Source organism: Chitinispirillales bacterium ANBcel5 (assembly GCA_029688955.1).
In the GTDB taxonomy this organism is placed as follows: Bacteria; Fibrobacterota; Chitinivibrionia; order Chitinivibrionales; family Chitinispirillaceae; genus Cellulosispirillum; species Cellulosispirillum alkaliphilum.
In genome coordinates, this window is record JARUKZ010000054.1 from 1 (window position 1) to 21,571 (window position 21,571).

General features: G+C 42.0%; 15 protein-coding genes. 13 read left to right on the top strand and 2 right to left on the bottom strand.

Annotated elements, in window-relative coordinates; all coding sequences use genetic code 11:
* From QA601_17590 to QA601_17635, 10 genes are all read left to right on the top strand, one after another.
* Positions 1-556 (top strand): hypothetical protein (locus tag QA601_17590; GenBank protein MDG5816915.1); only part of this gene is annotated, 556 nt, incomplete at its 5' end.
* A gap of 276 nt (positions 557-832) precedes the next feature.
* Positions 833-2,776 carry an aconitate hydratase gene (locus tag QA601_17595; protein MDG5816916.1) on the top strand — a complete coding sequence of 648 codons (1,944 nt, stop codon included), beginning with the start codon at positions 833-835 and terminating at the stop codon, positions 2,774-2,776.
* A 35-nt stretch (positions 2,777-2,811) separates the two neighbouring features.
* Positions 2,812-3,645, top strand: a complete 834-nt coding sequence (locus tag QA601_17600; GenBank protein ID MDG5816917.1) for an ion transporter — start codon at positions 2,812-2,814, stop codon at positions 3,643-3,645.
* Positions 3,646-3,696: 51 nt separating this feature from the next.
* Positions 3,697-4,503 carry an inositol monophosphatase family protein gene (locus QA601_17605; GenBank protein ID MDG5816918.1) on the top strand — a complete coding sequence of 269 codons (807 nt, stop codon included), beginning with the start codon at positions 3,697-3,699 and terminating at the stop codon, positions 4,501-4,503.
* An 87-nt stretch (positions 4,504-4,590) separates the two neighbouring features.
* Entirely contained in the window at positions 4,591-5,514 is a 924-nt protein-coding gene (locus QA601_17610; GenBank protein ID MDG5816919.1) for a methionyl aminopeptidase, read from the top strand.
* Positions 5,515-5,587: 73 nt separating this feature from the next.
* On the top strand, positions 5,588-6,778 hold the full coding sequence (gene hflX / locus QA601_17615; GenBank protein MDG5816920.1) for a GTPase HflX: 1,191 nt from the start codon (positions 5,588-5,590) through the stop codon (positions 6,776-6,778).
* Positions 6,775-7,659 (top strand): DUF58 domain-containing protein, encoded by an 885-nt coding sequence (locus tag QA601_17620; protein MDG5816921.1) that lies wholly within the window; start codon positions 6,775-6,777, stop codon positions 7,657-7,659. Before hflX ends, QA601_17620 begins: the two co-directional genes overlap by 4 nt.
* Before the next feature lie 5 nt (positions 7,660-7,664).
* Positions 7,665-9,629, top strand: a complete 1,965-nt coding sequence (locus tag QA601_17625) for a BatA domain-containing protein (GenBank protein MDG5816922.1) — start codon at positions 7,665-7,667, stop codon at positions 9,627-9,629.
* A gap of 20 nt (positions 9,630-9,649) precedes the next feature.
* Positions 9,650-10,504, top strand: a complete 855-nt coding sequence (gene purU / locus QA601_17630; protein ID MDG5816923.1) for a formyltetrahydrofolate deformylase — start codon at positions 9,650-9,652, stop codon at positions 10,502-10,504.
* A gap of 298 nt (positions 10,505-10,802) precedes the next feature.
* The gene (locus QA601_17635) at positions 10,803-11,210 is read left to right on the top strand and encodes a GxxExxY protein (GenBank protein MDG5816924.1); all 408 of its coding nucleotides are present in this window, start codon (positions 10,803-10,805) and stop codon (positions 11,208-11,210) included.
* Between the two features lie 102 nt (positions 11,211-11,312).
* Here QA601_17635 and QA601_17640 read toward each other — a convergent pair whose 3' ends face one another.
* On the bottom strand, positions 11,313-13,046 hold the full coding sequence (locus QA601_17640) for a cellulase family glycosylhydrolase (protein ID MDG5816925.1): 1,734 nt from the start codon (positions 13,044-13,046) through the stop codon (positions 11,313-11,315).
* A gap of 439 nt (positions 13,047-13,485) precedes the next feature.
* Here QA601_17640 and QA601_17645 point away from each other — a divergent pair, with 439 nt between their 5' ends.
* Together QA601_17645 and leuA are read left to right on the top strand one after the other, a co-directional pair.
* On the top strand, positions 13,486-13,617 hold the full coding sequence (locus QA601_17645) for a hypothetical protein (GenBank protein MDG5816926.1): 132 nt from the start codon (positions 13,486-13,488) through the stop codon (positions 13,615-13,617).
* Between the two features lie 83 nt (positions 13,618-13,700).
* A complete protein-coding gene (gene leuA / locus QA601_17650; protein ID MDG5816927.1) occupies positions 13,701-15,353 on the top strand; it encodes a 2-isopropylmalate synthase in 1,653 nt (550 codons plus the stop codon).
* A 98-nt stretch (positions 15,354-15,451) separates the two neighbouring features.
* On the opposite strand, the gene QA601_17655 is transcribed toward leuA, so the two are convergent.
* On the bottom strand, positions 15,452-16,660 hold the full coding sequence (locus tag QA601_17655; protein MDG5816928.1) for a TraB/GumN family protein: 1,209 nt from the start codon (positions 16,658-16,660) through the stop codon (positions 15,452-15,454).
* Between the two features lie 794 nt (positions 16,661-17,454).
* On the opposite strand from QA601_17655, the gene QA601_17660 reads away from it, so the two are divergent.
* Positions 17,455-20,619: an InlB B-repeat-containing protein gene (locus QA601_17660; GenBank protein ID MDG5816929.1), complete on the top strand. Its 3,165-nt coding sequence runs from the start codon at positions 17,455-17,457 to the stop codon at positions 20,617-20,619.
* Positions 20,620-21,571: the final 952 nt, after the last annotated feature.

Below are 21,571 nucleotides of genomic sequence, written 5' to 3' on the forward strand. Positions count from 1 at the left end.
TGTACTTTACGATACTCAGGCGGATCAGTACTGGTATCGTCCGCTTTTTTACAGCGGCGGGGTAGGAGAGACAAATTATGATATCTTATCGCATGGAGTGAGGTTAATGAATAAGGATGAAGCACTGGTCGATAGAAGGTGGGGTGAGTGGTATGTGGCGCAGCAAAACGATATAGACGCTTTGTTGAAAAATGACCCGTTGGAGTTTATTAATTTTGAAACAAGTGACTACTCTATCTCTTACGATTTCGATCGTTTTTATCATAAACCCAAAGCAGAGCATAAGGATTTAGCTGGCTATATGTTTCTATCCGTTCCCGACCCAGAACACTATGAGATGTATATTGAAGAAGATTTAGTAGATAGAATGCCAGATCCCAGACTAACTATTGGCTACACCTCCAGGGATCGAATCGATGGTGGAATTGGTGCTGGTTCAATAGGGATTTGGGCCACAGCCCGGGGGACCAAAGCTGCGGTACCTGAACCTTCTATGGTTTTATACCTTTTGCTATCGATAGCCGGTGGGGCTGTGGCGATCTTTAAAAAGAGATAGGTTCGCTAAGAAACCTTCTGAGCTTTAAGTTATGCTGTGTACAAGTGTTCGGTGAGGGCTTTTTGGCTCTCACCTTTTTTGGTATTTGGCAGTAAAAACGACTTGGAGCCGCTGAGTAGAAACTTGTACCACCTCTCTTGCAATGCCTGCGATCGTCATGCAGAATCATACACTAATAGAACTTGATACTGAATTAAACTATTGTTCAAAACGTAATAATGTTCTATTTTCAACTTCCGTATTTACTTTAATTTTTCAGAGCGATGGAGCATTTTTATGGCAAAGAATATCGTAGAGAAAATTCTGGACGAACATATCATCACAGGAACTCCCAAAGCTGGTGAAGAGGTAGGGATAAGGGTGGATCAGACTCTTACCCAGGATGCAACCGGCACAATGGCGTGTCTTCAGTTTGAAGCGCTTGGGTTCAGTAAGGTTAAAACCGATGTTTCTGTCTCCTATGTTGATCATAACACAATTCAGGAAGGGTTTGAGAACGCGGATGATCATCGCTATCTTGAAACTGTAGCCGCAAAACATGGGATAAAATTCTCAAAACCAGGAAACGGTATTTGCCACCAGGTGCATCTTGAGCGTTTTGGTGTTCCGGGGAAAACGCTTCTGGGAAGTGACTCACATACCCCCACCGGTGGTGGTATAGGAATGATTGCCATAGGTGCCGGTGGGCTGGATGTAGCGGTGGCTATGGGAGGCGGCCCCTTCTATATGAAATACCCCCGTGTGGTGAAAGTTGAGCTTGAGGGTGCACTGAAGCCCTGGGTTTCTGCAAAGGATGTAATACTTGCGCTTCTTGAGATACTCTCAACCAAGGGTAACGTTGGCACCATTGTTGAATATGGAGGAAGCGGAGTTGCCGGTCTTAGTGTTCCGGAACGTGCTACAATCACCAATATGGGAGCTGAGTTGGGGGTAACGACCTCAGTTTTTCCTTCAGATGAGAAAACCAGGGCCTTTATGGTTGCCCAGGGAAGAGAGGAAGGGTTCAGAGAAATTAGTGCAGATCCGGGTGCAGAGTACGACAGGGTTATAAAAATCGATCTCTCCACCTTAAAAACCCGTGCAGCATGTCCCCATTCACCGGGAAATGTAAAAACTCTTCAGGAGCTAAAGGGCACCAGGGTGGATCAGGTACTCATTGGATCCTGCACCAATGCTTCCTATCGTGACATAATGATGGTTGCATCCCTTCTAAAGGGTAAAAAAATCTCCCCTGAGGTTACTTTGGGTGTGGCATGTGGTTCAAGGCAGGTACTTGAGATGGTGAGTCGAAACGGAGCACTTGCTGATATAATCGCTTCCGGTGCTCGAATCCTCGAAAGCGCGTGTGGCTTCTGCATAGGAAACTCAGTTGCGCCCAAGACTGATGCTGTTTCTGTAAGAACATCCAACAGAAACTTTTTTGGCCGCAGTGGTACTTCAAGTGCCGATGTGTATCTGACTTCACCTGAAGCGGCAGTTGCATCAGCACTAAGCGCAGAGCTTTGTGATCCACAAGAGTATTTTTCTGACGTGCCATACCCACAGATCGATATGCCATCAGAGTTTGTAATCGATGATAGTATGATTCTTGAGCCTTCAGACAATCCTGAATCAATCGAGGTGTATCGCGGGCCCAATATTGGAGATCCACCATCAAATGATCCATGCCCCGAAACCCTAAATACTTCAGTTGCCATTAAGGTAGGTGATAAGATTACCACAGATCACATCATGCCCGCGGGGAACAGATTAAAATACCGATCAAATATTCCAAAGTACGCTGAGTTTGTGTTTGAGCGTGAAGATCCTGAATTTTCATCAAACGCGCTGAAAAATAAAAACGAAGGCTTACATAATGTAATTATCGGGGGTGAATCGTATGGTCAGGGATCATCGCGTGAACACGCTGCTATATGTCCAATGTATCTTGGCGTAAAAGTGGTGGTGGCTCGTTCGATCGAAAGAATTCATAGGGCAAATCTCATAAACTTTGGAATCATTCCTGCAACTTTTGAAAATGAAAAAGATTATGATTCGCTTCAAAAGGGTGATTCACTTGTTATAGAAAATGTGAGAAAAGCGGTCGAATCAAATCAACCCCTTGTAGCTAAAAGAACGAGTGATGGAGCACAGATAACTCTTGAGATTGATTTTACCGACAGGGAGAAAGAGATGATACTTGCCGGTGGTCTTATTAATGCTACAAAATTGAAACAGTGAAAGTAACAGTAGGCTGAAACGGGTGGAAAATTGACTTGAGTAATAATGATGTGTCGAAGAGCATAAACCGCAGAGAGAGTCTGTACAAAGTAATATTTGAATCAGATACTCCCTTAGGTCGTGTCTTCGACATATTCATAATGGTACTTATAGTTTTAAGCACGTTAACGGTAATGCTTGAAAGTGTCCAGGCATTCAGGGCGCGTGCTCCAGAATTGTTTTGGATTCTGGAGTGGAGTTTTACACTTTTATTTACTGCCGAGTATCTGCTTCGTATTTTTAGTAACAAACATCCTTCAAATTATATTTTTAGTTTCTTTGGTATTATAGATTTCCTTGCAATCGTTCCTACCTATATAGAACTTTTAGCCGCGGGTACAGGATACCTTCTGGTGATACGAGCATTGCGGTTGCTTAGGATTTTTAGGGTACTTAAGCTTGCTGAATACAGAAAAGAGTCTCTGTATTTAAAAGCGGCACTTTCTGCCAGTCGCCGCAAGATTAGTATTTTTCTTTTCACCGTGGTACTGGCAATGGTTCTTATTGGTTCCACTATGTATGTGGTTGAAGGTGAAGAGCATGGGTTTGTGAGCATTCCTACAAGTATATACTGGGCAATCGTTACCATTACTACTGTTGGATTTGGTGATATAACACCACAAACTTCTTTGGGTAAAATGCTGGCATCCATGGCCATGTTACTCGGTTACAGTATTATCGCAGTTCCTACCGGTATAATTACAGCAGAAATGACCCGGAAAATACCGTCAAGTGATAGCTCCGATCAATCAAAAAGGTGCGATGGGTGTGCGAAAGAAACTTCGGGTAAAGGAGCAAGATACTGTAAGTATTGCGGAAAGAGACTTTGATATAGTAAAAACCAAATTGAAAACTTTGATATCGAAGGAGTAACAAAAGTTTTGACTAAAGATTACTTAAGGGAACTTCAAAGTGCTAAAGAAGCGGCAAAACAAGCCGGATCATTAATTAAAAGCATGAAGGGGAGTGCTGGTGTTTCCGAAAAAGCTATGAACAATCTGGTTACTGAAGCAGATCTTAGCTCCGAAAAACTGATAGGTGAGATGTTGTTGGACAGGTTTCCCGATTCGATCCTGTATGGTGAAGAAGATGAAAAAAGAGGGGCAATAGATTCTGATAGTTTATGGCTGATTGATCCTCTTGATGGAACCAATAATTATGCTCACGGCATTCCTGTATATTGCGTCTCTATTGCGTATGCACAAAAAGGCGATGTTAAATGTGCTGTAGTGTATGATCCTGAACGGGAAGAGCTTTTTAGTGCTGTAAAGGGCGGTGGTGCCTTTTTAAACGATAAAAGAATCGGCGTCTCCAAGCGCTCTACCCTTCAGGAGTCGATAATCACTGCCGGGTTCTACTATGAACGCGGAGAGTTGATGGAGCGAACTCTTGAAGCTATTGGAAAACTTTTCAGATTGGATGTAAGGGGTTTTAGGAGAACCGGAAGTGCTGCAATTGATCTTTGTTGGGTCTCTTGTGGGCGTTTTGATGGATATTTTGAGTATATGCTCTCTCCATGGGATTTTGCAGCAGGATCGTTGATTGTAAGTGAGGCTGGAGGAATCATTCAGGATAGGAATGCAAATCCATTTTCACTCCTTCAGACCGGCGCGATTGCGAGCAACGGATTCATTCATGAGCAGCTTATTAAAACAGTGGCATTTGATTCTGATAAGAGGTTCAATTAAATAAAAGATGCATTATATCGTAGCAATTTATTATATATAATGGTTTAATTACCTGTTCTAAAAAGATATTCTCAGGATATTTATAAGATGATAGGAAGAAATGATTTGTGTTATTGTGGCAGTGGTAAGAAGTACAAGAAATGTCACATGCTAAAAGATGAAAAAAAGCCTAAGAACCCGCCTGAGCGCCTGAATGTGAGAAACGATCTTGTTAAAACCAACGATCAAGTAGAAGGGATGCGCAATTCAGGGGCATTCAATGGCCAGTTAATGGATTATATTAGACAATTTGTAAGGTCTGGCATAAGCACAGAAGAGATCGATTCCCTGGTGCATAAGTATACCATAGAACATGGTCATACCCCAGCCTGTCTTGGCTACAGAGGCTTTCCAAAATCGCTTTGTACTTCTATAAATAACGTTGTTTGCCACGGTATACCATCACCGGATGAAGTATTAAAGGATGGTGATATAGTAAATATCGACCTTACGTCTATTGTAAACGGGTATTTTGGTGACAGTTCAGAAACCTTTATGATAGGAGATGTTTCATCTAAAGCTCGTCATCTGGTTGATGTAACTGCAAATGCTCTCATACGGGGTATCGATGCGGTAAAGCCGGGTGTGCCGTTAATTGCGATCGCTGAAGCAATTGAGCCATTTGTTAAATCCCAGGGGTGTTCGGTGGTCAAAACGTACACTGGCCACGGAATAGGGCAAAAGTTTCATGAAGCTTTTACTGTGTATCATCATGTGGAAAAAGACTGTGAACCCATAGTGCTTAAACCAGGTATGACATTTACCATTGAACCTATGATAAATCTGGGTGGATATGAGGTGATAACAGACCGCAAAGATAAGTGGACTGTTCGTACCAAAGACGGCTCTCTTTCTGCTCAGTTTGAGCACACTATCCTTGTTACCGATGATGGGGCCGAGGTTTTAACCCTCACTCCTTCACAGAAAAAAGCAGGTGTCAGGCTTCATGCCGCGGGAGTGGATTATAAATAATTAGGCTCCTTGGGGTGGCTGAAGAATTATCAGATTATATGACTAACAGGCCTCGTTTAACCGTAATAAAAGTATGATAGAAAATAAAACTATACTGGAAAAAGTTGTTGTCGCAGGTCTTCAGCTGGTTGGCGAAGATAAACGTCAGTTTGATGAAGACATGCAGGAGATGGTTATGCTTTGCCAGACGGCAGGGGCTGAGGTGGTTTCAACTATTATTCAGAAAAAAGACCGCCCCATGCCTTCAACCTTTCTCGGTGAGGGTAAACTTAAGGAAATACGAACGCTAATGCGCGGTGAAGGGGTGAAAACGCTTGTAGTTGACGCACAGCTTTCTCCCGGACAGGTACGAAATATTGAGAATACGATAAAGGGTAAGGTTCTCGATAGAGGTCAATTAATTCTCGATATTTTTGCACTGCACGCCAAAACAGTTGAAGCAAAAGTGCAGGTCGAACTTGCGCAGATGCGCACTCTTTATCCCCGGTTAACACATGCCTGGACACACTTCTCTCAACAGGTTGGTGGAATTGGCACCAGGGGCCCGGGAGAAACTCAGCTTGAAGTAGACAGAAGACTGGTACAGAAAAGAATAACCGATCTTAAAGCACGACTAAAAAAGATTGAAAAGAACAGAAAAATTCAGAGCAAAAGGCGTGATACTATTTTCAGAGCATCGCTTGTGGGATATACCAATGTCGGAAAGTCATCACTGCTTAACGCTCTCAGTGGTTCAGAAATTCTGGTAGAAAATAAACTTTTTGCTACACTGGACACTTCTACCAGAAGAACATACATCCCGGGTGTGGGAAATATTGTTATCTCAGACACAGTAGGGTTTCTTAGAAAATTACCGCATCACCTGGTCGCTTCTTTCAGAAGTACATTAAGTGTGGTATCAGAGGCACAGATGCTTATTGTGGTACTTGATGCTTCCAGCGAATTTTTTGATCAGCAACTTGCCACTGTAAACAGCGTGCTGCATGATTTGGGTGCGGACGATACCCGGCGACTATTGGTGTTTAACAAGATCGATCTGGTGGATGATCCTTTCGTGAAAAAGCAACTTAGACTTGCTTATCCTGACGCGATATTTATTTCGGCTCACAACAAGGAAGATATTTCTTTGCTAAAGGGTCATATAGCCGAAACAGTCATTGAATACGAAAAAGAGAAGAGGGTTGAAAATATAATTATGGAACGTACCAAAGATCTGATGCAGGGTAGTCCTCATCATGATCCCAAATGGAAAATACAGGCATGAGTCAGTTACCGGGACCAGAAGAGATTGCATCCATAAGAAATCTCTCTCTTAGGGCGAAGCATATAGTGGAAGGGATGATAGCAGGTATGCACAAAAGTCCCTTCCATGGTTTTTCTGCAGAGTTTCTTGAGTTTCGTCCTTATTTAACCGGTGAACCCGCCAGGAAAATCGATTGGAGAAAATATGCCAAAACAGAAAAACCGTTGGTAAGATTATTTGAGGATGAAACAAATCTCAGTGCTACTATTTTAATCGATAAAAGCGCTTCAATGGCTTTTACATCCGGAACTCTGAGCAAGCTTGAGTACGCAAAAACACTGGCCGCGAGTTTAGCCTGGATACTGGTGAAACAGAAAGACGCAGTGGGAATGGCCGTTTTTGATGATGAACTCAGGACCTATGTTCCACCTGCTTCAACCAACGTGCAATTAAAAACAATCCTTTCTCAGCTTCAGGCATTTGAAGCCGGGGCATCAACCAGGTGCGGGGGTGTAATTGATAGAGTAGCTTCAGGAATAAAGAAACGGGGTATGTGTATCGTACTCTCAGACCTTCTGGATGATCCTGAAGATATAATAAAGGGCTTCAAGCATCTGCGCTATAAAAGACAGGATACAGTGGTGTTATGCATTGGGGATCCTATGGAGCTTGGCTTTGGGGGAGATTCGGTGATGAAAATAAGGGATATGGAAACCGGTAAAGAGATAACTTTAGATTCTTCCACAGCCTCCGAACATTTTCATAAGGGAATTTCTGAACACCATGCAATTTTTAAAAATGCTGCCCAGGAATTAAAAATAGATTTTGAAATAATCTCCACCGCCGAACCGTTCCAAAAAGCTTTGATGCGCATTATAGAGAAACGGAGGCGATTATTTTAGGAAGTGTGTCTTTTTTTGAACCTCTGTACATTTGGGGATTACTAGCCATTGCGGCTTTGATTGCGGTGCACTTTTTAAGAAAACGAAAGGTGCAGAGGTTAGAATTTTCTACACTGCGTTTCTTTTCCACTTCAGCTGTACGGACCTCAAGGCTTAGAAATTTAAAAAAAATATTGCTTTTTCTTGCGAGGGCACTAATTGTAATAGCTATTGTTGCTCTTTTTGCAGGTATACATAATAAAGATAACCCTCTTCACATATTGCATAATCCAGGAACCACCGTTTATACCTGGATAGATCCATCGATAAGCATGGAATATGTAGAAGATGATTTTTCCCTGGGGGAACGGGCTACTAGTGTTTTAGATTCGGTTCTTCAAATTATTCCTTCATCGGTTCTTCACTATCATTACAACGACATTAGCGGAGAATTTGTTCTTGAGAGAAACTTCAACTCTGATACCTACCGTTCAAGATTTGGTTCTTCGGGGCTTGAGCATGCGGTACGGGAGTTTAAACAAACCGCGGATGAAAATGATATATTGATGCTAATAAGTGATTTTCAGCAGAATACTTTAAAGCAACTCGAGTCTGTAAAAGATATACTGTCAGCACAATCACTATTAATAGCTGTTTCTACTGCTCCCAAAGATCCATTTAATTACTCTGTACGTGTGCATAGTGTAGAGGAGGGGGAGTCAACTGTTTATGCAACTATCTATGCGATGGGTAAAAAACTTGATTCGGGCTTAGTAACAGTTGAAATAGATGGAATGAGAGTTGGTGAGAAGAATGTAAGTGTAGAAAAAGATGATTCAGTGCGGATAGCGATCCAGATTTCACCGGATCTGTTACAAAACAAAGGCAAAGTAAGGCTTTTCGCAGAAGATCCTTTTTCTTACGACAATACAGATTTTTTCTCAAAGTCTGAGAAGAGCAATCAGGGCGTACTAATAATTGGTAACACGCATGACAACAGGGTTATTGCTTCCGCACTGAAATCCGCTCGTAACTCAAGGTGGTCGCCGATAGTGGTAAAATCAGGATCAGAAGTAACATCCGGTGATATACGGGAAGCTCATCTGATTATTGTAAATTCACTAGATGAGCCATCCAGACCACTCGATTTGCTACTTTCAAACAAAACATTCCCCGAAAAATCGGTACTATACTGTTTGGATCCATTGGCGAATGATTTGCAATTGTTACCGTCAGCACGACAAATTGTGAGTCAACATGGGGGGCAGAATTTATCAGAACTACATGATGATAACGGTACGCACCCTGTAATCCCGGATACTACACTTGGGTTGTGGAGAGGATTTCCCAAAACTGTATCGGATAACGCACGGGTGTTTAGGTATCTTACTAATCTTGAGGGAAGGGCGCTACTTAATACAAGTAACAATAATACTCTAATTTCATCATTTACAGAACCTCAGGGAAGAAGGTGGGTATTATGTGCTACTCCGCTTGGAATTACCGATCATAACAATTTATATCAAACAGGCTTTTATGTTCCGCTGATTGATAGAATCGCTCGATACGCACTCTTATCTGTTTTACAGGAAGATGATCGTTGGTATGCTGGTGTATCCAGGATGAATCCCTTTTTTGGTGAAGAAAACGGAGCTGAGATATATACCGCAAATGGAAGAATGCTTCACCGATGGCACACTCAACCATCAGTTATGATCGAAAAACCAGGGATATACACGCTTAAGCAAGATGGAGAAGCACATAAACCCTTAGTAGTTACCTATAATCCCGAAGATGCTGACTTCACCTATGATTCGTTTGATTCAGAAGGAAACATACTTTTTAAAGAATCGGAACAGTTTATCAGCGCTATTAGTGAGCTTCGAAATAATGTTTGGTCTTTTGGTATATGGATTCTGTTATCTTCTTTATTAGTGGCTGAACTGTTTTTATGGGGCAAAACCAGTACAAAACCTACAAGCAAAAAGTAAATTCTTCAAAAGAGACGGAAATGAATATGGAAACAGCAATTCTTCTAATTCAATGCTATGATCAGCAAGGAATTGTGGCAAAAGTATCTGATTGTATCTTTAAAAACGGAGCAAATATAATTCAATCGGACCAGCACTCTACAGATCCTCAGGGTGGACATTTTTTCATGAGAATTGAATTTTGCTTCGATACAGATATAATTAACAAGGATGAACTTAAAAAACAATTCGGTGAACTTGCTAAAACAATTGACGCAAAATGGCAGATCCATTTCACTACATCAGTAATGAAAATGGGAGTATTAGTATCTAAACAGGACCATTGTCTTTATGATCTTCTTTATCGTTGGAAAAGTGGGGATATAAGTGTCAACATACCTTTTATTATAAGTAATCATCTGAAAGCAAAGGAACTGGCTGATCAGTTCTCTGTTCCATTTTACCATTTCCCAATAGACAGTTCAAATAAAGAGGAACAGGAGAAAAAGATATTAAATTTAGTGAACAATAGCACCGATTTTCTGGTACTTGCAAGGTATATGCAAATTCTTTCTGAACAGTTTCTCACTGACTATAAAAAAGATGTTATTAATATTCATCACAGTTTCCTTCCCTCATTTAAAGGTGCAAATCCTTACAAACAAGCTTACGAGCGAGGCGTTAAAGTAATTGGGGCTACTGCGCACTTTGTCACAAGTGATCTGGATGAAGGTCCCATAATTGAGCAGGTTGTAGAGCCGGTTTCGCACAGAGACAATGAACAGAGCATGAGAAAAAAGGGAAAAAACCTGGAAAAAGCAGCACTGTCAAATGCTGTTACTCACTATCTGGAACATAAGATTATCAGGTATCAGAACCGAACTGTTGTTTTTTAGGTGGAAGAGTGATTAGGATAGGATAGGAGGGAATATCAGGATAGGAGGGAATATCAGGATGAGAGGATGATCAGGATAGGATATAGGATAGGATATAGGATAGGATATAGGATAGGATATAGGATAGGATATAGGATAGGATAGGATAGGATAGGATAGGATAGGATAGGATAGGATAGGATAGGATAGGATAGGATAGGATAGTGGCTGATTATTCTGTCATTAATTATATTGGGATTATTGTATCTCTCCCAACAATAATAAAAAAATAATAATTCCTCAAAAAGGTTTGGCGAAAATGAGTATAGAGGATCCATTAACTCACAGGATTATTGGGTGTGCTATGAACGTACATAATTTTCTGGGTAATGGATTTCAGGAAGTCATCTACCAAAGAGCGCTTGAAATAGAGTTTAAGGAAGATGGTATACACTACACTCGTGAACAGGAAGTACCAATTTTTTATAAGGAATGTCTGATAGGCAAAAGACGAGTTGATTTTCTTGTGGAAAACAGAATAATGGTTGAACTTAAAGCTGTATTAGAACTTGAGGATGTTCACTTGGCGCAGGGTTTGAACTATTTAACCGCCTATAATCTCGAAATTGGACTCCTTATAAATTTTGGTGGAACAAGACTCGTATTTAAAAGACTGTTTAGAAAAAACAGGAGTTTCCCGAGTGGGGAAAAAGTGGAATCAATATGAAAAATTAAGCTTTACACTATATAGATAATAGAAAAAGTGTGTTGTAGTGTATCTGTCGTGGTAAATGAAAGGGAACTGGTAAACCAGTTCCCTTTTTTACACTTAATGCACAATCGCGGAAAAAACTTCACTGTATCTGTTACCATTTAAACGGATTATATAAGCGCCTTTAGAAAGGTTGTTAATAGTGATCTGATTTTTACCATTTAAAAGATCACTTTTTACCGCTCTTCCGTTGATTCTGAATAAGCTGTATTCTGTAAATCGCTCCGGATTACTGATGTTTAGCCTTATTCCATTAGGTATAGGAGATACTCCCACTGATCTTGTTGGAGAGGAGGAAACACGGCGTTGTGATCCAATACTAGTGGCTATTTCAATTGTTGTCTCAAAATTTATCCAGTTAACATTATAAAGACCACTACCGTCCCCATCACCGGTACCACTGAATTCAAGGCGTAGTGTATGATGGCCCGAATCAATGAACACATCCTCAATGGTGTGCTCTTCCCAATTATGCCAGCCATCAGTGTTGTTTACATCGACATTGCCAATTTCTGAATCATTTAGAAGAATTCGTATCGTACCACCTTCTGTTTGTGTTGCCGCGGAAATTGTAATTGAGTAATCACCTTCGTGTTGTAAGGTTAGATCATTGTATTCAACCCAATCGCCATCATCAATCCAGCCGATATTTTGTCCATCTTCAATTTGAACACCGGACATATCGGTGTAATCTCTGGCCATGACTCTTTCGCTAATAGTAAAAGTGGCGCCGTTTTCTCCACCATAATTATCCTGCGCGCCATACTCTCTGAGGTAGTCCCTTAAAAGTCTTCCCGATTCATTAAGATCACTATCACTCCAGTTGCCGTCTGGGGTTGCATGAGGAAGCAGAGCCGCAGAGTATTCATCTATGTTAGAAAGTGACCATGCACACCAACTGAGATGGTGCTCATCCATAAATTCCATCCAGAGGGCTGTCTCTTCAGGAAATATTCCTGGTTCAAATCTTCCACCACAAGCTGCTGTGGTTCCCCATTCCGAAACAAACAAAGCAACACCTTCGTTTAAAGCCTCTCTTGCGACATCGCGATGCCAATCTCCGTGAGTACCGGCATAAAAGTGAAGCGAGTAGGCGACATTGGGATCGTCAATTGGGTTATGAGCAGCTACATCCACGCGTTGACACCATACCGGTGTACCTGCAATCACCAGATTGTCAGAATATTCACGAATCGCGGCAATTACCTCTTCATGGTAAGGTTTAACATGCTCTTCCCAGTATCCTTCTGAGTATTCAGGCCCAATAGGTTCATTTAGGGGTTCAAATATTACGTTTTCGTACTGTCCATACTCCCGGGCCATATAACTGAAAAATTCAACAGCTTCTTCAACATGATCTGATGGTCTTTGATCAAACTCCCAGTTATCGTATCCATGCCAATCGATAATTACATAGATACCCCTGTTTATAGCTGCTTCTATAACGTCTTTGACAATCCCCAGTTGAAATTCCCTTTCGTCATCGACCATGTATCCTACCCAACCAGGATTATCACCTTCTCTCACAGCCATAGCTGTCCTGATTACACTCACTTTCCAGTCATCTACCAGAGTATTTACTACATCTTCATTATAAAAATGTTCTCCACCCCAAACACTCCAGTAAAGGCTCATACCTCTTAGCTGCACAGGAATATTGTAATGCTCATTTACAATCCTGTTACCATCAACACGTAACCTCCCATGCCTGGCAACAGGGGTGGCAGCGTTTGAGCTAAACACTAACACTGCTAGTATGGTGAAAAATTTAATCATTCGGCTTAATTTCATTAATGCCTCCCTTTAGCGCTTAAATTGAAATTGATTATTTTCAAAGTTAGTAGTATAATTTATGAAGTTAAATCATAGTGTCTAATTTTTATCATAGTAGTTAGAAATACGCTTTTTGTTTTCATATTTCTGCTCTGCTGTTTTACTCTGTTTGCACCAATGGGGCTTATTGGTACCATTATTTAGTATTTAAAGCCAAGCTTTAGGTTTAACACTCAGAACCAATTTGAAGAAAATATTGTAGAAAATTCGTTTAGATAAATAAACAGGCCAAAAAACGCCCTTAAATGATTTAGTGAGTAAGCAAGCTGTATAAATGTTATAAAAAAGCGTTAATACCATATCATATCAATGGTTTAAATTTTTAGGGAAAAAAGTTTACTGTAACTCAATTGCCTGAGGCACTATCCATAATTTATACTAATTAAGAGGAGTTAATATGAAAAATAATGTAAAAACAACAAAAACGTGCGCAATTGCTGCAGATTATCCTCAGGCATTCCACTATACTATGCTTGCTCTAAACCTATTTCTACTACACTTATTTCTACACCTGCTGAGCGGCATTTAACTGGTAATTAAAATGAAAAAATAGAAAAAAGGCCTGCTCAGAAAGAGCGGGCCTTTTTTTATACCCTTGAGGAGAGGAAAATAATGGAAAAATATCAGTCTATCAGTGCGATCCGGAATACTAACCGAAGCTGGCCCGATAAGGGTATCACCCAAGCCCCGCAATGGTGTAGTGTTGATCTCAGGGATGGTAACCAGGCGCTTGTGAACCCAATGTCGCCGGAACAGAAACTTAAATTCTTTAAAATGCTTGTGAATGTAGGCTTCAGGGAGATAGAAATATGTTTCCCCTCTGCTTCCAAAGCTGATTATGATTTCACAAGAAAACTCATTGATGAAGGACATATTCCCAGGGATGTTACAGTACAGATACTTACACAGGCCAGAAAACACCTTATTGAGAAGAGTTTTGATGCTTTAAGGGGAGCAAAAAGAGCCGTTATCCATCTTTATAACTCCACTTCACCAGCACAACGTGAGATTGTGTTCAGAAAATCCAAAAAAGAGATTATTGATCTTGCGGTTGATGGAGCAATGATGGTTCGGGAGTGTGCGCAAAAACATGATGGAGAGATTGTACTTGAGTATTCACCCGAGAGTTTTTCACAGACCGAAGTAGCATTCGCGTCTGAAATTTGCAGTGCGGTTGTTGAAGCGTGGGCTCCTGAAGAAGATGAACAGGTGATAATAAACTTGCCATCAACAGTGGAGGTCGCATCACCACATGTATTTGCCGATCAGATAGAGTATATGCACCGCACCATAGCACAGCGAGACCGGGTGATCCTTAGTGTTCACACCCATAATGACCGGGGATGCGCTGTGGCCGCAGCCGAGCTTGCACAGCTTGCAGGTGCTCAGCGGGTTGAGGGTACATTGTTTGGCAATGGTGAACGAACAGGTAATGCTGATCTTATCACCATGGCTCTCAACTGTTTTTCTCAGGGTATAGATCCAAAACTTTCTTTAACTGACCTTGCTTATATAGAAAAGGTGTACAGCGAGTGTACCGAAATGAGCGTCTCACCTCGTCACCCCTATGCTGGTGAGCTTGTATTTACGGCATTCTCGGGCTCACATCAGGATGCGATCAGTAAGGGGTTGGCCAACTATAATGAAAAAGGGGGAGTGTGGAATGTACCCTATCTTCCAATAGATCCGGGAGATATTGGAAGAAGTTATGAAGCGATCATTCGAATCAACAGTCAATCCGGAAAAGGCGGCAGTGCTTATATTCTCGAACAGTTTTATGGCTTCAAAGTTCCTAAGGAAATGGGCCCGGAACTTGGTGCCGCTATTCAGCGTTGTGCTGATGAAAAGGGAGCAGAGCTCCTGCATTCAGAGATATATGAATGTTTCAGAAAAGAGTTTATCAATCTGAGTGGCGGATGTAGCCTTGTATCCATAGAAAATCAGCCCAAAACCAGGCACAATACGGATAAGCCACACGGTGTCAATGTGAAAGCTACTGTGATTATTGATGGTCAAAGCCGCGAGATTTCCGGGAGCGGAAACGGTACTATCGATGCGTTTACACGTGCTCTTAAGACAATCGCGATAGATGTAAAGGTACTCTCTTACAGCGAACACAGCCTCTCTGAAGGCTCACAGGCCGGGGCCGCAGCCTATATGTGTGTGCAGAGAGGTGATGGCGTGAGCAGATTTGGAGTTGGGGTAGATACCGATATTACAACTGCTTCGGTTAAAGCGTTGGTGAGTGCCATAAACAGACCCTAAAGCAGCTGGCGGGGAGGGGAGTGGATCAGAAATAAAACTCCACTCCTTTGCTTATTATAAAGAAAGCGTTGGGATAAAGGACAGAAACGGGTTTACAGTTATGAGCCCAGAAAACGTGTTATTATCCAGCTTCCCGCGACAAAACTTCCCAGGCTGCTTCCTAAATTCGCCAGAATTACCACCAAAAGAACTCTGCTGACAGGGTTCAACCAAACTCCTTTAAAAGAGCTAAAAGACGCTTTTAAATCTTCCACATCCCTAACTGTAGGGCGTTTAAAGTAGGCCTGAACAAGACCACACACCCATCCGGCCGCAATCATTGGATTAAGGCTTGTCAGGGGTGAGGCAACAAATGCCGCCAAAATTGTAAGCGGATGCCCAAGAGCAAACGCGACACCCACAGCAGCAAAAATTCCATTGACCAAAACCCAGATTTGCAGGGAAGCCATCGACTCTGAAACCCCATTTTGAAAGAAGCCATAGAGTAGTATTGCAACGAAAGCTGTCGGAATACTCCAGGCAAACACTTTAGGCCACAGTGATGGCGGGGGAACAGAGCTGATCTCTTCAAGGTCATTCTCTTTATGGATATAGTGGCAAATTCCGTTTACATGTCCTGCGCCCACGACCGCGACCACTCTTTTTCCCGGTGCTGTTCGGATCTTTTCTGCAAGGTAGATATCCCGTTCATCGATCAGGCGATGTTTTATGCCGGGGAAATTCTTTGCCAGCTCTTCAAGGGAGGATTCAAGCTGATCGCTTTGTTTCATGTTTTCTATGGTATCACTGTCAATCTTCTCTGTTACAAACAGACTTCCCGAAAGATTAAAAAACATCTTTGCTTTACCCCAAAGGGAGAGCCCGCCCCAAACTCGTTTTAGTGTAATCTCAATTTTTCTGTCTGCAAGAATCAGCTTTTTGTTTTTAGCTTTTGCCAGCTCTATTCCCTTTAACATCTCCGCACCAGGAGGAACATCAAGCTGTTTGCCCAGTTTATCATAAAAGGAGCTTAGGATAAGTTGTATCAGCAGAAAGAGGGATTTTTTCTCTTTAACTACTTTAAATATATCCATCTTTTTCCACTTATCCTTTTCCACTATCGACTGATACCTGGGTTCACAGAGCTCAACACAAATGGTATCGGGATCTACCAGTTCGACCGCTTTTTCCACATCCTCAACACTTTCTTTGGATATATGAGCAGTCCCGACAATAAAAAACTCCTTATCATCGATCTGGATCTTCTTAAGGGAGGCTATAGCATCTTCCGGGCTTATTTTTTCTTCATTTGGTTCATTATTTTCCATATTTTGTTCTTCTCTGATAGTTCTCTTTTTAAAGGTTTTTTTTGAGCAAACGAGTATAAAATATATGATGTTGCGGAAAAATCGGTTTAATTAGCAAAATTTTGGCTAACTAACTATTACCAACCCAGTAGGAGGAATATTTTCGCGATTTTGGTTTTTGCGGTACAAATCAGGACTACTAAGTTAGCTGTAAGCAGATAGTTTTGGTCCAGTAGTTATTTTTTATGATTCAGTGTCGCCCGAGGCGAAGGAGGCCACCCCCCAGAGAAGCCTGTTGGCAAGTGAAGGGTTCCTCACGGGGGCGCCAAGATAGTTGCTTGCCTTGTGTAAGCGTGAAAGGTTCGTTTTACCAGGGATGATTTGGTACCCATTCTCCAGAGGACAAAAAAGTAACCATATTTAGTGCACAAAGATTCTTTTATCCAGTAGTTATTTTTTATGATTCAGTGTCGCCCGAGGCGAAGGAGGCCACCCCCCAGAGAAGCCTGGTGGCAAATGAAGGGTTCCTCACGGGGGCGCCAAGATAGTTGCTTGCCTCGTGTAAGCGTGGAAAGGATCGATTTACATGAAATAATTAGATGCCCATTCTTCAGGAGACAGATCGTTTTTGTTATCAACAATTTTTTTCACCCCTTCTCTTTTTTTCAATCAACACGTTACTCATTACTGTTATTTCCTATTTCCGCCACAGAAAAACCAAGGTGTTCTTATTAAAATACTGTTCATATCATCGAGTAAATAGTATATTAACCCAATTCTATATTGGTTAAACATTTAGCATCAGGAGTTACCCCATGAAAAAATGCCTGTTACTTTTTCTATACTCACTTGTTTTCTTCGGTACGACCTGTGAACAACCTGAAGATCCGATAGGACGTGTTTCATTGGAGTTATCCCTTGCAGATGAAGAAAGCCAGATTATAGCGGGTGAACCTTTTGAAGTTGTGATGGAACTGGTGGGTGGTAATTACATAGAGCTGATAACAATTGATTATGACGACTCAAGAAAAGATACTATCGACACTCTTAGCACTAATGAGTGGGAGGAAAACCTACTACTAACACTTACCTACGATTCTTCTGGGGAATATACACTTTTTATAACAGTTGATTTTATTCGGAACGAGCAAAGAGTGGCAGAACTTGATTTGAAGGTTTATCCTGGTTACAGTGTTACATACTACAGCACCAACCATGATTCAGGAGATGTACCCAAAGATACAAGCATCTACAAAACCGGTAAAAATGTAACTGTACCTGGTAACAGCGGTGGGCTTCAAAGAGATGGGTTTGAGTTTTTGGGTTGGAGCATTGATAATGCCGCTTCCTCTACGATATTCAGAGCAGGAGATACCCTTATCATAGCCGATGAGGACATCAATCTTTATGCCCGGTGGACTGAAGTAAGCCAAACGGACAGCTTTACAGTAATCTTCGACCTAAACTATGATTCTGAAGTTATGACTCAATTTGTTGCTGAAGGATCGCTCCTGTCAAAACCTTCTGGGCCACAAAGAGAGGGATATCTGTTTAATGGTTGGTATCGTGACTCGGTTATGGATAAGCAGTGGAATTTTCAGGAGGATGTGATAATCAGCGACACTACAATTTTTGCCAACTGGAGGGTTATTGCCTATGAAATCTCCTACGATCTTAACGGAGGGAGCAATCACGATGATAATCCTGATTTCTACACAATAAATGCGCAAACAATATCACTGAGAAATCCATCAAGAGAGGGCTATAGTTTTCTTGGTTGGTTTGTCGATTCTGTAAGGATATCACAGATAGAGAGCGGTTCTACAGGTGATTTGACCCTTAACGCAAAGTGGACAGAAAACCCCGTATTTTTTATCGCCTATCATGGAAACGGCAATACTGAAGGCGCTGCTCCTGATACAGCCTTTTATGAGGAGGGGGCAGAGGTTACTGTGGCTGGAAGGGGCAGTCTTACCCGCACAGGTCACGAATTCATTGGCTGGAACACCGATTCTGATGGAGAGGGTGATTCTTTTGTTCCCAGTGAAACATTTGAGATAGGAACTGATGATCTTGTCTTATATGCTCAGTGGAATCTAAATGTTTACACTGTTTCTTTTGAGAGTAATGGCGGTCCGGAAGTAGATGCACAGAGAGTTAAGCATGGAGAGAGTGCAAAGGAGCCTGATACTCCGCAAAGGGAAGGGTACCGTTTTCGTGGCTGGTTTAGAGACAGAAGTCTTAATTTGCCATTTGACTTTCAGGAAGTTGCAATAGAAAATGATCGCGTAATCTATGCAAAATGGACACCACTTCCCAATACTGTTAACTTTGATGCCAATGAAGGCTCAGGTAGTATGGAGCCACAGACTATAGCAACTGATGAAACAGAAGCACTTAGTAAAAATGAGTTTAGCCGCGATGGTTACACGTTTATTGGTTGGAATACCGAATCAGATGGCAGTGGTGAATCTTATGAAGATGAAGCAGATTTTACCATGGAAACAGAAGGGGTAATGCTCTATGCTCAGTGGGATATCAACTCCTACACTATCACGTTTGACAGTGATGGGGGTAGTGAAGTCGATCCCATAACTCAAGACTTTGGCACTGCAGTATCCGCGCCTGAGGATCCGGAACGTGAAGGATATACTTTTGATGGATGGGACCCTGAATTTCCTGATACCATGCCTGGTGATGATTTAACGCTTATCGCGCAGTGGGATATCAACTCCTACACAATCACCTTTAACAGTAACGGCGGCACTGAAATCGATCCCATAACTTTAGATTTTGGCAGTGCAGTAACCGCGCCTGAGGATCCGGAACGTGAGGGATATACTTTTACTGGCTGGGACCCTGAGCTCCCTGACACCATGCCTGCTAAAGATGACACTCTTACCGCGGAGTGGGATATCAACTCCTACACGATCACTTTTAACAGTAACGGCGGCACTGAAATCGATCCAATAACTCAAGACTTTGGCACTGCAGTTAGCGCCCCTGATAACCCGGAACGCGATGGATATACTTTTGATGGCTGGGACCCTGATTTCCCTAGTACTATGCCAGCTGAGAATTGTACGCTTACAGCACTGTGGGATAGTACGGCTATGGTACTTGTCTTTGATACTGAACTTTCAGACGGAACATCGATAACTCTTCCCCTATACGGCGATGTGGATGTTACGGTAGATTGGGGTGATGGAAACAGAGATACTATAAATAGTGAAGGCGATCTTGAACACACATATGAGAAAGAAGGTTTATACACTGTATCAATTTACGGCGCTTTGGAGCAGTATGGCAGGTGGTTTAGATTTCCAAATGATTTCATCCCTGATTATGACAAGTTAATTAAGGTTACAAACTTTGGGGACCTAAATATTAGATCCTTATACGGAGCCTTTTGGGGTGCAGTAAACCTGGAGAAAGTACCGCAATTCATGCCAAAGAGTGTGGTTGTGATGAGTATGATGTTTTTTGGTGCCTCATCCTTTAACTATGATATCAGTAGTTGGGATGTTTCCAATGTGACCAATATGTCGAGTATGTTTCGTGATGCCGCATCCTTTGACCAGGATATTAGTGGTTGGGATGTTTCCAGTGTAACCAATATGGCCCACCTGTTTTCTGGTTCCTCGTCCTTTAACCAAAATATCAGTGGTTGGGATGTTTCCAGTGTAACCAATATGAGTTTGATGTTTTCTGGTGCCTCATCTTTTAACCAAAATATAGGTGGTTGGGATGTTTCAAGTGTGACCAATATGTTTATGATGTTTTCTGATGTAACCCTTTCGGTAGAAAACTATGACGCTCTGCTCATAGGCTGGGCTAATCTGGCTGAAGGGAGTGGTGTTCAGGAAGATGTGATATTTCACGGTGGAGACAGCCAATACTCTTCAGCTGCAGCAGGTGCACGGGACTACCTTATTACTGAATTTGGGTGGAATATCACTGATGGTGGTTTGGCAGACTAAACAAGAACTGTTTTATTGTACCACAGATATAGTAGCTGCATTTGAGACGTCCGCACGGGCGTCTCTTTTTTTTGTTGGAGTGGGGGAGATTGTAATGATTTTTAATAGAAGCTATATGATTCAGTGTCGCCCGGCTTTCCTATGCGGTAACTACTGGTACGGAAGCTGCCCGACAGGTAGTTATGGCAATTAGTAAATATTTTTTTATAATTCAGTGTCGCCCGAGGCGAAGGTGGCCACCCCCCAGAGAAGCCTGGTGGCAAGTGAATGGTTCCTCACGGGGGCGCCAAGAGGCTTGCTTGCCTCGTGTAAGCGTGAAAGGATAAAATTACCGGAAAGATACTTTATTGTTTACCATGCAACGGCTTGGGAGGTTATGTTACATGAGACTGGGTGTTTTTTGCTATGTTTAGTAGCATGCTTCTCTACGGCACAAGCGCGTGGTAAAAGAACCGGGATAAGCTTAAGGTGCAGGATGTTCTTTGATTTGACAAAGCCTGCGCCACATTCTTCAAACCCCACCAGAAAACGATAAAGAACAGAAAGAGAAGTCACAAAGTACCACAAACACCTCTTTAGTTTCGCTTGAACAGCTCCAAAAAACATGTTGAACACGGTATCTATAGTGTTGAATGAGTGTAAAACCACCACGGAACAGTCCAAATAAAGAATAAAAGGGGACAAAAGGCATAGCGCACGGTCCAAAATCCTTGGAACAAGGGTCAAACATCCTGGAACACGCCCGAAAATGTTTGGAACATGGGTAAAAACCTTTGGAACATGCCCGAAAATGTTTGGAACATGGGTCAAACATCTTGGAACACGGCCCAAAACGCTTGGAACATGGGTAAAACACCTTGGAACATCCTAAATGTGCTACGTTTTTTGACATGTTCCAAGCTGCACGGGGCATGTTCCAAGCTGCACGGGGCATGTTCCAAGCTGCACGGGG

Excerpts from the sequence above, each read along its gene's own strand:
- purU (MDG5816923.1), top strand. The coding sequence starts at position 9,650 with ATGAATATGGAAACAGCAATTCTTCTAATTCAATGCTATGATCAGCAA.
- QA601_17655 (MDG5816928.1), bottom strand. The coding sequence starts at position 16,660 with ATGGAAAATAATGAACCAAATGAAGAAAAAATAAGCCCGGAAGATGCT.
- QA601_17595 (MDG5816916.1), top strand. The coding sequence starts at position 833 with ATGGCAAAGAATATCGTAGAGAAAATTCTGGACGAACATATCATCACA.
- QA601_17635 (MDG5816924.1), top strand. The coding sequence starts at position 10,803 with ATGAGTATAGAGGATCCATTAACTCACAGGATTATTGGGTGTGCTATG.
- QA601_17660 (MDG5816929.1), top strand. The coding sequence starts at position 17,455 with ATGAAAAAATGCCTGTTACTTTTTCTATACTCACTTGTTTTCTTCGGT.
- QA601_17620 (MDG5816921.1), top strand. The coding sequence starts at position 6,775 with ATGAGTCAGTTACCGGGACCAGAAGAGATTGCATCCATAAGAAATCTC.
- leuA (MDG5816927.1), top strand. The coding sequence starts at position 13,701 with ATGGAAAAATATCAGTCTATCAGTGCGATCCGGAATACTAACCGAAGC.
- hflX (MDG5816920.1), top strand. The coding sequence starts at position 5,588 with ATGATAGAAAATAAAACTATACTGGAAAAAGTTGTTGTCGCAGGTCTT.
- QA601_17610 (MDG5816919.1), top strand. The coding sequence starts at position 4,591 with ATGATAGGAAGAAATGATTTGTGTTATTGTGGCAGTGGTAAGAAGTAC.
- QA601_17640 (MDG5816925.1), bottom strand. The coding sequence starts at position 13,046 with ATGAAATTAAGCCGAATGATTAAATTTTTCACCATACTAGCAGTGTTA.
- QA601_17645 (MDG5816926.1), top strand. The coding sequence starts at position 13,486 with ATGAAAAATAATGTAAAAACAACAAAAACGTGCGCAATTGCTGCAGAT.